The 13,675-nt window shown below is 38.3% G+C and carries 11 protein-coding genes and 1 pseudogene; 5 read left to right on the forward strand and 7 right to left on the reverse strand.

The features are described from left to right. Positions 1–17: 17 nt before the first annotated feature. From brnQ to CYJ36_RS19645, 5 genes are all read right to left on the reverse strand, one after another. Positions 18–1,337 (reverse strand): branched-chain amino acid transport system II carrier protein, encoded by a 1,320-nt coding sequence (gene brnQ / locus CYJ36_RS19625; RefSeq protein WP_101568944.1) that lies wholly within the window; start codon positions 1,335–1,337, stop codon positions 18–20. Positions 1,338–1,685: 348 nt separating this feature from the next. After that, positions 1,686–2,348, reverse strand: a complete 663-nt coding sequence (locus tag CYJ36_RS19630; RefSeq protein WP_101568945.1) for a DUF4352 domain-containing protein — start codon at positions 2,346–2,348, stop codon at positions 1,686–1,688. Positions 2,349–2,413: 65 nt separating this feature from the next. After that, positions 2,414–3,814 (reverse strand): alkaline phosphatase, encoded by a 1,401-nt coding sequence (locus CYJ36_RS19635; protein ID WP_101568946.1) that lies wholly within the window; start codon positions 3,812–3,814, stop codon positions 2,414–2,416. 200 nt (positions 3,815–4,014) lie between these two features. After that, complete coding sequence (locus CYJ36_RS19640; RefSeq protein ID WP_101568947.1) at positions 4,015–5,211, reverse strand: MFS transporter; 1,197 nt, start codon at positions 5,209–5,211, stop codon at positions 4,015–4,017. Continuing rightward, the gene (locus CYJ36_RS19645; protein WP_101568948.1) at positions 5,208–6,251 is read right to left on the reverse strand and encodes an ArsR/SmtB family transcription factor; all 1,044 of its coding nucleotides are present in this window, start codon (positions 6,249–6,251) and stop codon (positions 5,208–5,210) included. The genes CYJ36_RS19640 and CYJ36_RS19645 overlap by 4 nt, the downstream gene beginning before the upstream one ends. Before the next feature lie 317 nt (positions 6,252–6,568). On the opposite strand from CYJ36_RS19645, the gene CYJ36_RS19650 reads away from it, so the two are divergent. Next, the gene (locus CYJ36_RS19650) at positions 6,569–6,889 is read left to right on the forward strand and encodes a cyclic-phosphate processing receiver domain-containing protein (RefSeq protein WP_224773271.1); all 321 of its coding nucleotides are present in this window, start codon (positions 6,569–6,571) and stop codon (positions 6,887–6,889) included. Between the two features lie 59 nt (positions 6,890–6,948). Here the strand turns inward: CYJ36_RS19650 and CYJ36_RS19655 are convergent, their stop codons facing one another. Then, positions 6,949–8,361 (reverse strand): YcdB/YcdC domain-containing protein, encoded by a 1,413-nt coding sequence (locus CYJ36_RS19655; protein ID WP_101568950.1) that lies wholly within the window; start codon positions 8,359–8,361, stop codon positions 6,949–6,951. Positions 8,362–8,635: 274 nt separating this feature from the next. Here CYJ36_RS19655 and CYJ36_RS19660 point away from each other — a divergent pair, with 274 nt between their 5' ends. The 4 genes and pseudogenes from CYJ36_RS19660 to CYJ36_RS19670 all read left to right on the forward strand — a co-directional run bounded on the left by CYJ36_RS19660 (position 8,636) and on the right by CYJ36_RS19670 (position 12,513). Then, on the forward strand, positions 8,636–10,309 hold the full coding sequence (locus CYJ36_RS19660; protein WP_101568951.1) for a ribonuclease J: 1,674 nt from the start codon (positions 8,636–8,638) through the stop codon (positions 10,307–10,309). Between the two features lie 914 nt (positions 10,310–11,223). After that, positions 11,224–11,353: pseudogene (locus CYJ36_RS24980) on the forward strand (KGG domain-containing protein); the annotation flags it as partial. 68 nt (positions 11,354–11,421) lie between these two features. Continuing rightward, positions 11,422–11,814, forward strand: a complete 393-nt coding sequence (locus CYJ36_RS19665) for a KGG domain-containing protein (protein ID WP_374702841.1) — start codon at positions 11,422–11,424, stop codon at positions 11,812–11,814. Between the two features lie 237 nt (positions 11,815–12,051). Continuing rightward, positions 12,052–12,513 (forward strand): divergent PAP2 family protein, encoded by a 462-nt coding sequence (locus CYJ36_RS19670; protein ID WP_101569030.1) that lies wholly within the window; start codon positions 12,052–12,054, stop codon positions 12,511–12,513. Between the two features lie 246 nt (positions 12,514–12,759). On the opposite strand, the gene CYJ36_RS19675 is transcribed toward CYJ36_RS19670, so the two are convergent. Further along, on the reverse strand, positions 12,760–13,044 hold the full coding sequence (locus CYJ36_RS19675; RefSeq protein WP_101568953.1) for a hypothetical protein: 285 nt from the start codon (positions 13,042–13,044) through the stop codon (positions 12,760–12,762). Between the last annotated feature and the right edge of the window lie 631 nt (positions 13,045–13,675).

Consider the following 13,675-nt stretch of genomic DNA (forward strand, 5'->3'; position numbering starts at 1 on the left):
TTATAACCAGTGAAGCTTTAAGCAGGTACACTAACATTTTTTCTTTTTCCTAAAAGATAACCAAGTGCAGCTCCTATGATTGCTGGAATGAGCCAGCCAATTCCCTCTTGATAAAGGGGCATCATTTCTAGCCCAGGTGTCATGGCATTACCCAAAAAAGATTTATTGATTGTATCGATAACGCTGAAAGTACCAACAATTGCAACAGTTGAAATGTACACATATGAACTGTTATCAATCAAATGATGAATCAATGCCAGGAAAATCAGAACGATGGCGATTGGGTAGATCATGCCAAGGATCGGAACTGATACTGTAAGAATTTGTGTTAAACCAAGATTTGCAATGGCTGTACTTGCTATACAAAGAATCAAAACCCAAATCTTATATGGGATTTTCGGCACAGCACTGGCGAAAAATTGACTGCATGAAATAACAAGTCCGATCGAAACACAGAAGCAGGCCAGGGTAAAAACAAATCCAAGAATCAGTGTTCCGCTTTGACCAAATAAGTAACCCATAATATTCGTCAGGATTTGAGCGCCATTTTCAGATTGGCCAAGTGATGCACTTGAGGCACCTAAATAACCAAGAATGATATAAATAACGGTAAGCAAGATTCCTGCTCCTATACCTGCATAAATCATATAATGAGATAGGTTTTTTGCATTATCTACTCCTTGGGCACGAATCGTATTAGCAATGACTATGCCAAATGCAAGGGCAGCAAGGGCGTCCATTGTTAAATAACCATCTAAAAACCCTTGGAAAACAGGACTATTACCATAATTTCCAGTTGGCTGTTCAAACGATCCAATCGGTGTGATGAGGCTTTTCACAAAAATGATCATAATAAGAGACAATACAATTGGGGTCAGCAGCTTGCCAAACAAATCAACAAGCTTTGACGGAGACATGCTCAGCCAGTATACAAGTCCAAAAAAGGCAGCCGTATACAAAAATAATGCTGCAGGCTGGGCAGCTGATCCTTCTGGAAGAAATGGCGCAGCTCCCATTTCAAAAGCAAGACTTCCCGCACGCGGAATCGCAAGTCCAGGCCCAATAGAAATGTAAATAATAAACGGAAAAATAAGGGCGAACATCGGGTGAACACGAGAATTCAGCGTATGGAAGCTCCCTGCCTTCGCAATGGCCACAACACCTAAAATCGGCAGACCCACTGCAGAGATGATAAATCCTGCAAGCGACGGCCACATGTTATCCCCCGCTGCCTGTCCGAGAAATACCGGAAAAATTAAATTTCCTGCTCCGAAAAACATCGAAAACAGCATCAAACTGATAAACATAAGTTGTTTCCCTGAAAAATCCTTCGTCATGTAAAAGCTCCTTTGATGTAGTAGTACTTTATGTGAGAAAAGTCTTAAAAAGAATAGTTCAAAGTATATCAGCTATTAAATTGATTGACTAGTTCATTTTTTCTGTCCTTTTTCAGGGGATGATCCTAGAATAAAGGTTTTATCAGCATTGTATGCGCTTACTGCAGTAAGAATAAAATGTTCTTACAGAGGCTGATTGGGTGGTATTTTACCGGAATTCCATTTAGGATCGTACGGTGTTTTAATTTGGATAATAAATCGCGGTTCACGGCTAATAAGAATTGATCTCATCAGAAGCAAAAAAGCGAGAAAAAACAATACGAGGTTCGTATTGTCTTTTCATATTAACTAGAATTCAATTGTTATTTCTTGAGCCTTATTCGTGACTTTTTGTTCTTCATTCAGCAAATCGCTAGTAAAAATCTTCACCCATTCTACTTCTTTGTCAGAATGATCAAGGATAAAGCCAACATTCCCCTTCTTCGAACCATTTGCAGCAAGCTCACCATTCAGTTCCTCGAGGTAAATATCAGCTTCCCAATCTCTATGTTCACCTGTACTTGATTCCAAAATCGCAATTGGCGAAAAATAGACTGGCTGATCTGACGTATTTTTGATCTCAATATTTGCTTTTACAAAATCAAACGTTTCTTCATGTGTAAACCCGTGAAAGTAATCGATCATGCTGTAGGATGGTGTATGTTCGATTACTTTTACATCATGAATGATCAGTTCGACATCACCAATTCGGTATGTCTCATTGACTTTCTTAATCGCTTTTAAGCTGGAAACGCCTTTGTCATCTTTGAACGCTTGTCCGATTTCCAGAAGCGATCGATCGTCTGTTAGTTGAGGATTTGGAACATAGACATCGCTTGAGGTTTGTTTTTTTTCAGAAGACTGTGAGACTTTTTCTTTATCATCTTTATTAGAATCTTTATTCGTGGAAGCTTGAGCTGAACATGCTGAAAGAATCACCGTTAAAGACAGAAGAACAACTAATTTTTTCATCGGAATTCCCCTTTCCCATTAAAAGAGTGTTCCGCTGTTAAAAATGAACAGCGGAACTCAAGTATTTATTTCTTTTTATTTTCCTCTAAAATGTCAAAGATAATTTCTGCATGGTCTGTATTGTCTTTTTGTCCTGCAAACATTTCTTTTCCAGGTCCAAATGCGAATACAGGAACATCTTCACCTGTGTGGCCGCCAGTAGTCCAGCCTGTGTGAGAACGCTTGTCAAAAATAACTTCAATTGCATTATCAACTCTTAGGATTCCTTTATCTTTATCTGCTTTCCCCTGCTCTGCAGCGGTTTTAACTGATGCTACCTCTTCTTCTGTCAGTTCTAAATCAATGTATTGCTTTAATATTTTTTCAACATCCGCACCATTTACTGCAATTTCGTTAGCCATGAAATCAGGTGTGCGTTTAGCCGCTTTAATCGGCGTGCCAAACCAATTATAAATGCCGTCAGAACCGATTGAATATCCGCCTGTTGAATGGTCGGCCGTAGCAACGACAAGTGTATGCTTGTCCTTTTTAGCAAACTCAATAGCTGCTTTAAAGGCTTTCTCAAAGTCTTCCATTTCACTCATGGCAGACACAATATCATTATCATGTCCTGCCCAGTCAACCTGGCTGCCTTCAACCATAAGGAAAAATCCGTCTTCATCCTTATTTAAACGTGTTAATGCTGAATTTGTCATTTCTTCAAGTGAAGGTGTTTCTTTTGTACGGTCAATCATTTTCGGCATACCGCCTTCAGCAAATAAACCAAGCACTTGCTGATTTTTATCCTTCAACAGTTCTTGCTTATTTGTCACATAGCTGAAGCCATCTTCTTTAAACTCTTCTGTTAAGTTGCGGTCGGCGCGGACAAAGTTGCTCATTCCCCCGCCAAGCATAACGTCGACTTTATGCTTTCCATTTATCATTTCATCATAATAGTCATCTGCCAGAGAGTTCATGTTCTTGCGGTTCATGTCATGTGCGCCAAATGAAGCTGGTGTTGCATGTGTGATTTCAGAAGTTGCGACAAGACCAGTCGCTTTTCCTTTTTCCTTAGCGGCTTCTAAAACGGTTTTTAACTCTGTTCCATCATTGTCTACTGCGATTGCTGCATTAAACGTTTTGTACCCAGTTGACATTGCAGTTGCTGCAGAAGCAGAATCTGTTACGTTTTGTGCCGGATCTTCAGGATATGTCATTTGATTTCCGACAAGATGCTTATCAAATTCTGTCCGCTCAGCTATGGGAGTTTTAGGATTATCTTTTAAATAACGATGTGCTGACGTATAAGAAACGCCCATTCCATCACCAATCAAAAAAATCACGTTTTTAATTTCTCCGCGTTGATTAGAGGCCGCTTCTGCACGGTCAGTTTTAGCTTCAGGAAAATTTCCTATCAGACTGCCGATTACAACTGCAGAAAGAACAGCAACAGGGATTACTTTTTTACCAAGCTTTCTATTAAACAATAAAACTACCTCCAATAAAATCGTATTTTATTTACATTCCAAGTTTATGGTTTTTCAGTTAAGGAAGTTTTAATCATTTGTAAGGTATGCATGTCCGTCCTTTACGTAACATTTACAAAATCTACATATTAACTTTTTCCAGATCCGGAAACAGGCTCGATTTAGCAAAATGAAAGCCTTCGCTCATTTGGGCAAAGGCTTCAAATCCATTTCTCTTTTTTTAAATTTCCTGTACGATTTCTAGACAATAAGACCAGCCCACTGCAAGACATGATGCAAATCAACATTCCCACCGATAAAAATAAAACAGGTATTCCATACTTTGAAGCACAGAATGCACCATACAAGATTCCAAGCGGCGCCGCTGCTTTTGTTAAGAGAAACCGTACAGACAAAACTTGTCCCAGAATGGTATTTGGAACAAGACGCTGATAGAGTGTCGTGCTGTATATGTTCCAAAATGGCATAGCTGCTCCTGCAATGACTTCAATCAGGATCGCAGCCCAAAGCACGTTTGTGATTCCTAAAGCCAGATACGTACAGCCTCCAATAAAGAGGACAAACATCATGATCCTATAAAGGGATTGGAGTGGCTCATTTAATTTGCCTGCCGCATAACTGCCTATTATGTATCCAAGCGGAAATGAAGCAGCAAAAAGTCCATATTCAAATGATGAACCGCTTAAAATTTCTGCTACATAGGGAATGTACATGGCTTGTGTGGCAAACACGCCAAAGCTGGTTACTGAGATAAATCCGCCTAAGATTAAAAGAATTGGATGTTTTTTATAAATACGCAGACCCTGTTTAAATTGTTTTGCCCAGGATAGCTTTTGCGTCATTTCAATAGTAGATTCATTGATTCCCGCTATTATCCAATATGAGACAAAGAACAAAGAAAAGACTAGGAATAAAGCATCCAAATATCCAATGAATGCGATAAAAAGACCTGCGAGAGGAAGGGTTATAAACCGAACGAACTGCACCCCGCCAGAAATTCTTGCATTCACCTTTATTAATTCTTCGCTTTTGGCCAGTTTTGGGACCAATGCTCCTGCAGCTGCATCATACACAACGAGAGAGGTTAAGAAAGCGGTTATGTAAAGAAATACTGTTGATGCATTCCCCGTAAGCAAGGCAAACCAAATTAGCAAAAAAGCCAAATATCGGATCATTTCCGACGCCTTCATCATGGTTGTTCTCTTCCACCGATCAATGAAAGGCCCTGCCAGGAATTGAATGATCAGCTGACCGCCAATATTTACGAGCCAAAGCCCTCCCATGGCAAGCTTTGAGCCTGTCTGTTCATACACAATCCATGAAATGCAAAATGTGCCTAGTGTGCTGGCAAAGGCGGAAAGCAGCTGGCTCATGAACAGCATCGAAACATTTTTCATTCTCCCCGCTCCAAGTATTCCTCTAATTGGTATTCTATTTGATTGAATGAAGTCTCCTGAAGGGAATAATGCGCATCGTTCACTTTAACAATTCCGGCCGTTCGTAAAAGAGCTAAATGATGATGAACTGTTGTTTTTCCCAATCCCAGTAAATCTGTTAACTCTTTTAGCGTTCTTTCTTTTCCACGAAGCAGCTTTACGATTCGCAGCCTTTTTTCATCACCAAGAGATTTAAACAGATGTACGAGACGTGCAGGGGGCTGTGTAAGACTAGCCTCTGCCAGACTGTCGTCACTGACCGGATAGTAGAATACACGGGTTTCTTCTAAGTTCGCCTGTATTGTCCATGGACGGTAGACATGCTGCGGAATGAGCAAAACTTTCGAAATATTCGGCTCTGGCTTATACTCTGTGCCTGTAGCCCGAAGGACAGCTTCTACTGGTTTTAAGCTTCTAAGCCACTTTGCTTTTTCATTTTCATCACGGAATAGAATCGCTTTTATCTCTGTTTCTTTTTTTCCTAAAAACTCCTTAAACCAGCTTTCCATAACACGTTTAAGGTGGGCTCTTAATTCTGATAAATCACCATTGCAGATAAATTGAATCATTTGCGGGAAAAAGGCATGCTCCTTGCATGCAAGAATCATCTTATTTTCAGAATCTGCATCCCCTTTTGATGCCAACCAGCGATTTTCCTGCTGAGTGTGATCTAAATAAGGAATAATCTTGTATTTCAGCTCCTGATCTGTTAATTCTTCTATGTAATCAATAAATTCACTTAGTGTTGAAAATTCCTGTTCATGCAAAAGCTGCAGCAGCATTTTCCAAGTATTGTGCTCCTGGCAAAACTGTAAATCAGCATTTAGTTTTTCTGAAAAACTGCTTCTCACTGAATCCCAGTAATGCTTTGGCTTATCCAGCTGGTCATGCAGCTTAGGATAGGTAATCATTGCAATCCCTAAAGCGCATTCAAATAAAATCGAATGCTTCACTTCTACTTCAAACGATTTTCGTTCAAATGACGTGTTCAGTATGTTCAATTCGATCAGCTCCTTTTATTTATTCTATCTTTTTCAAACTAGTTGTTCAATATATTTAGAATGAATAATTCTAATTTAATAGAATTATTATTCGACATGTCTTCATACTTTTTTGAACGATGCTGAAACGTTCATCTCAGCACCAAAGAAATAGACTCAAGCAAAATAAAGCTTGAGTCTTTACAATCATCATATAATGCCCGTTCTAACAGCTTTTACAAACATTTCCTAAATGTTATGAATGTCCTCCCTGCCTTCTTCAAACAGAAAAGTATGTTACACTGGAATCAGGTCAAATAAGGAACGGAGGAATCATCATGATATGTGTCTTCTTAGATGATTACCGAACGTGCCCCACCGGATATGTGCTGGCTGAAACCATTGATCAGTGCATCCATCTTTTGAAAAACAACGCTGTTGATCATTTGTCATTAGATCATGACTTAGTAAGTAAAAAAAGGAATGGTCTTATGCTTGTTCAATACATGGTAAAAAATCGCCTGTTTGCGAACCGCATTACCATACATTCTGCAAATGCTATAGGCAGCAAGGCAATGTACCGTTATTTCAAACAAGCTCAGGATGAATTTAAAATGCCCAGTTCGATAAAAGTCATTTTAAAACCTATGCCACTTTAGCCATATATAATGAGTAGAACAAACGGCATTATGCAAGACGTGATGCTGTTTTTGTTTTTTCAAAACTGTTTTCCAACTACCATTTCCCCATTTTCTGCCTTAATAAATCTGAGCTCGCCGCTTAAATTTGGATAAACCGGTGAATAGACCAGCTGGTAATAGCTTTCTTCGTTATCTTTGTATTCTTTGCTCCATTGTTTTTCGATCTGAAAGACCTGCTCAAAAAATTTCTGTGCAGTTTCTTCCGATATTGCGGGGTCAGGATTAATAGATATAATCAGGTCAGGATCAACGTCTGCTCCAAGATAATGTGTGACTTTTCCAGTTGTTCGATCGATATTTATTCGGGCTGTCCCAAATAAGATCGGGATATCATGATGAATCAGGTCGAAACAAAATAGGACCCTATCTTCATCACTTTCCATTTGGGACTGATCAAGCTGAAAATAGAGGTGAGCATCTGGAAAAATTCCGGAAAGAAATTGAAAAGCGATTTCCTTGCATTCTTCTTCACTCATCATTAATGGTCCCCTTCTTTCAATAAAAGAATATAGACCTAACAGCTGACCGGTTTCTTTGTTTCTTTTTAGCTTTACAGTATTTTCATTGCGTTTATTAAAAAAGCCGATGATACTTGGATCTGATTCTGATATCACTGGTTCAGCTTCTTGCTTCCGATATACTTCCCCAATCGCATCATCAAGATCCTGCTCACGTATTTTTATCATACTGCCATCAAGTTCAGTTAATGATTCAGGTATGGATCCAGCTTCCATTTTAGGGATTTTCACATACACTGGAACTTTTGTTTCCTCCTCTTCTTCACTTAGTTCGTTTAAAAGGCCATCCACTCGCCTTCTATAAAAAGGCAGCTTTGGTTCATATACTAAGTGCGGACGATTATCAGCATTTTCATATATACTTTCTTCCAAATTGGCTATCTTAAGATTCATTTTCACTTCTTTCAGAAACTCACTTCTCACCTTTTTTTCCGCTTCTATATGTTGTGGAATTACAACATTTTCAGCAGAACCGTCGTAATGAAAACGAACGATTTCGCCATATTCAGTAATCGTTATGTAAAACCCCGTAAAAGGCAAAGGCAAATTCAGTTCCTTTTGAATATAGGAAACACGAAGCTGATTATCTGATTTTTTCACAAATTCTTCTTCAAATTCCTGAACTGCACCAGGGTAATGACTCTCTGCAAATTGCAGTGCTGTCTGTTTTAACTCCTCAACATGCAAAAGCGCAGCATTCAATGGCGGGTTGATTTCGTCTTTTGTAAAATCAACTAATTTCCCATTTTCATCCAATTCAATCCAAATACCCACATCCATTTCTTCTGGATGATTCCATATAAAAACAGCACGGGTTCCATCCTCAGCATAATCTTCAATTTCAAGTTTATAGGTTTCTGGTATCGCGCAAACTTTTCTTGCTTTCTCTCTTAATTCATCTTTAAGCATCATTTTCTCCTTTTTGAGAACTGTAATTTTTTATACTTTATATACGGAAATAAAGACCGTTTTGTTTCATAGTTGGATTAAATTTAGGAACAGTAAAAATCATGCCCTAGGAATAGATCGGGATCAGGCTTTTAATTAAACAGCATACAATAATGAACTTCTTCACTTGTCATTTCATATCTCGCAGCTTTTGGATAAAGATCTTTTATAATGTATATTTTTATATTCCTCTTCTAATAGTAAGTAGACATATTTAGAATTATTAGGAGGGATTTTTGTGAGTGCTCACGATCATAGGCTTTCTATTTTTGCCTTGGGCGGCTTAAATGAGATCGGCAAGAACATGTATGCCATTCAGTATGCAAATGATATTGTGGTAATCGATTGCGGTTCTAAATTTCCTGACGAAAGTTTATTAGGTATTGATTTAATTATTTCTGATATTAGCTACCTGCAAGAAAATAAGGATAAGATCCGCGGTTTAGTTGTGACTCATGGACACGAAGATCATATTGGGGGGATTCCCTATTTCTTGAAACAGCTTAACCTTCCTATTTATGCAACACGCTTAACACTGGGATTGATAGAAATTAAATTAAAAGAACACAATCTCCTGCATTCAGCTATGCTGCATCTAATTAATTCAGAATCCTCCATTGCATTTAATGATATAAACCTGACATTTTTTAAAACAAACCACAGCATACCAGATTGTCTTGGAATTGCATTTCATACACCTGAAGGTACAGTGGTACATACAGGAGATTTCAAATTCGATTTGACACCGGTAAATAATCAGTATCCCGATATTCATAAAATGGCGAAAATCGGCAGCGAAGGCGTTCTCGTTCTCTTATCAGAAAGCACAAATGCTGAACGTCCTGGATTCACCCCTTCTGAGCGGTTTGTCGGAGAGCATATAGAAGAAGCATTTATGAAAGCTAACAGAAAAGTATTCATCTCTACCTTTGCTTCAAATGTTCATCGCGTACAGCAAGTTGTCGATGCAGCGCTAAAGACAAACCGCAAGCTTGCTTTGCTTGGGCGCAGTATGGTAAATGTCGTAAATGTTGCTTTAGAACAGGGGTATCTCACAATGCCAGAAGAAATGCTTATTGAAGCACATGAAGTAAACCAATACAATCCTGAAAACGTAGCGATCCTATGCACAGGAAGTCAGGGAGAACCAAATGCTGCACTGGCCCGTTTATCCAGCTCAAACTACCGGCATGTAGAAATACTGCCCGAAGATACTGTTATCCTGTCAGCCACACCTATTCCCGGGAATGAGCGTGGCGTCTCACGCATTATAGATAACTTATTTCTATTGGGGGCCCATGTTATTTATGGATCAGGCAGCTCGACTGGAATGCATGTGTCAGGACATGCCTACCAGGAAGAATTAAAATTAATGCTTACCTTGATGAAACCGAAATATTTTGTTCCTATTCATGGGGAATATAGAATGCTCCATCATCACGGCCTGCTCGCTGAGGCAGTTGGCGTTAAAAAAGAGAATATATATATAATGAAAAATGGCGATGTACTTGATGTAAACAATCAAAAAGCGATTCAAACGAGAGAGATTCCTGCTGGAAATGTATATGTTGATGGCTTAGGAATTGGCGATGTAGGAAATATTGTTTTACGTGACCGCAAACAGCTATCCGAGGATGGAATGCTTGTTATTGTCATAACACTTAATAAAATTGAAGGGAAGATTATTTCAGGACCGGATACAATCTCACGTGGGTTTATATATGCCCGCGATGCAGAAGATCTCATCAGGGATATTAATCAAATGGTTGTTAAGACCATTAAAGATCTTCCAAAAAAGCATCACAATCAATGGAGTGTTTTGAAAAAAGAAATAAAAGAAAAGCTTGGACATTACGTATATGTTCACACCAAAAGAAGACCTATGATACTGCCTATCATTATTGAAGTTTAATAAATGAGGCAGGAAATTGATAACTTTCAGGTACTGACAAATTCGCGAAGCATTAAGAAGGAAAAAAGGACGAAGATATTCCTGACTTTGTCCTTTTTGACTATCTTAGATGAGGACTAAATCAAGCAAAATAATTAGAGGAGTAAACACTGCGATCCACTTCAGTATACTCTGTTTTGTGAACAATTAAGTGAGCAGCATAAGACCACGTAAAAAAGCCCAGAAATTGCTTTTTATCTGCAAATGTCTGAATAGATGAATATCAATACTCCCACTAATTACAGTTTGTGCTGCCTAAGGTCAAATATTAGTAATGATTTATTAACTCTTAAAAATCAATTTTATCAAAAGATATAATCTGATTGATTTGATCCAGTGCACATATGAGGCATGGTTTGAAAAGAATACAAACCTAATTAAATTTAAATATGGCTGGAATGCTTTTTCAAGCTTTTTTTCCATCACGCTTTTTTAATCTCGCGAATTTTCATTGCAATTGTTAACAAAACTACTAATAGTCATGATTAAATAAGGAACAAAAGAATCATCTTAAAAAGGCTTGCTTTGTTCGTTGCATATGAATTTTGAAATTAATTCTCAAAGATTTTCAAAAATAATAATTACCCAATTTTACGATTCTCGTTTTCCCCTTCACACTTCCCTAGTTAAGCCGGTCTTTCCTGGCTTTTTTAATATCATCTTATCCTCCCTACCACATTCATTTTCTACTCAAAAACACGAAAATAAATTTCATATCCTCTCAAAAACTTCTCATAATATAAACTTTGTATTGAATTCTATAAAAAACATGGTACTTTCTCTTTATTTTTTTGAAAATTGTTTTAAATGAGGACAGACGGGTAATTTAAAAACCGTAGTTAAAAAATCCAAATTTTATTGAGGAGGAATTTTTAATGGCAAACCAAAACAATCACAAAATGAGTCGTGAAGAAGCAGGACGCAAAGGCGGACAAGCTACGGCTGAAAATCATGATAAGGAATTTTATCAGGAGATTGGACAAAAAGGCGGACAAGCAAGCTCTAACGGAAATGCCGCTACTAACAATAATAACTCGGATTCAAACAGCGGCAATTCAAATAATACTGGCAAAATGAGCCGTGAAGAAGCAGGACGTAAGGGAGGGCAAGCTACTTCTGAAAATCACGATAAGGAATTCTATCAAGAGATTGGACAAAAAGGCGGAGAAGCGAGCTCTAACGGAAATACCACTAATAATAATAACTCCCATTCAAACAGCAGCAATTCAAATGATACAGGTAAAATGAGCCGTGAAGAAGCAGGGCGTAAGGGAGGACAAGCTACAGCTGAAAATCACGATAAGGAATTCTATCAAGAGATTGGACAAAAAGGCGGAGAAGCGAGCTCTAACGGAAATACCACTAATAATAATAACTCACATTCAAACAGCAGCAATTCAAATGATACAGGTAAAATGAGCCGTGAAGAAGCAGGACGCAAAGGCGGAGAAAAGAGTCGACGTTAAATATGAATTTTGAACCGAAAAGAGTGCTTGAATAAAGCACTCTTTTCAGTTTTTATATAGTATCATCCTTTATCTCCTGCATCTTTAGGAACTATCAAAGTAATCGAAAAATTATCTCCTTTCTCTGACATTCATATTTATCTCATTTTAGAAAACAATAAAGTTTAGGATACGAAACATACAGGGTAAATTAGAGTCAACTAGCATTCTAATGATGAGGTGAAAACAACAATGAAGATGAATAAAGGCATAATAACAGCTCTATCTGCAATCGGTATCGCTCAGGGACTCAAGGTTTTTACATACAAGAAATTAACAGGTAAATGGGATTTGAGACAGGTCATGACGACTGGGGGAATGCCAAGCTCACACTCAGCAGGCGTTGCAGCTCTTTCTTCGTATGTTGCCGCAAAACACGGGACAACTTCTGTTGAAACAGCCATTGCGGTCATTTTTGGAGTCATCGTCATGTATGATGCTCAAGGGATTAGACGCCATACCGGGGAGATTGCCAAGCTAATCAATGATATTGATGGTGAGATGGCCGTTATTTCAGAACATTTGCCTGGACTCGGGTATGTTAAACAAAAAGAAGAACTGAATGAACTTCTGGGACATCAGCCAAAAGAGGTTGCATGGGGAGCCATTCTAGGTCTATGTATTGGACTCCTTAGTGCAAAAATGGAAGATTCCAATTGAGTATTTCCAGGTGCAGACCTATTCACAAAAGTGGATAGGTCATTTTTTTAGTGATTTCACCAGTTCTTCAATATACCCCTTTATTCCAGCTTCACTGTTTCATCAAGCAATTCCGCTGAAATCTTAGCAAAAATAGTTCATATACAGATACACGCATTACTTATCTACTCTCTCAAATCCTGAGTGAAAACGAACTCACCTATTTCAAGTTTTTATAAATAGAAAAATCCTTACGCATACAGAACGTCAGCCTTCAAACATCTCCTCATTCCAATGGGAAGCATTTGTGACATCAATTGGATCACCTGGAATATATTCAAAAGAAGCACTAATTCTCTCATTTTTCATTCTTAATGTTGTTTCAGTCTTTGGAACAGGATCACCATGATGATATAAGAAGTTCACCCATTCTATTTCCTGCAATATATATTCACTGGATATTAAAGTTTGTGATAGCCTGACAACTTTGTTTTGTTCGGGTATGAAAATATCTTGAAACCCCCCGCTTAAAGGGAAACAATTTTCAGTCATATTATTTTCTTCTTCTAGAACTATACCATCTATTTTGTTATGTATCCTTAGTTTTTGTATTGGTCAATTCCTGCCAGACTTTTGAATAAAATAAAAGGTGCTGTTCAGAAAGCCAGTTTTCACTGACTTACTGGATAGCCCTTTCTTTTGGGACCTTGCCCCATCAAAAGTTAGCACCACTGTAACTGAAGCCACTTTTATGCTTTGAACCGTTAAAAGTGGTAACACTACCGGAACTGACGTCACTTGTTGGACCTTGAACCTTTAAAAGTGGTAGCACAGCGGTGACTGACACCACTTTTTATGCTTTGAACCGTTAAAAGTTGTAACACTATCGGAACTGACGCCACTTGTTGGACCTTGAACCTTTAAAAGTGGTAGCACTACGGCGACTGATTCCACTTTTTATGCTTAAAACTGTTAAAAGTGGTAACACTACCGGAACTGACGCCACTTGTTGGACCTTGAACCTTTAAAAGTGGTAACACTACCGGAACTGACGTCACTTGTTGGACCTTGATTCTTTAAAAGTGGTAACATTACGGAGACTGACGCCACTAATTATTTTCACAGAAAAAAGCAGGCAGGAAAACGCAAATTTTTCCTGACTGCTTCATTTTAGGGACTAATT

Origin of the sequence: Bacillus sp. UMB0893 (genome assembly GCF_002858905.1) — a bacterium.
Taxonomy (GTDB): domain Bacteria; phylum Bacillota; class Bacilli; order Bacillales; family Bacillaceae; genus Bacillus_P.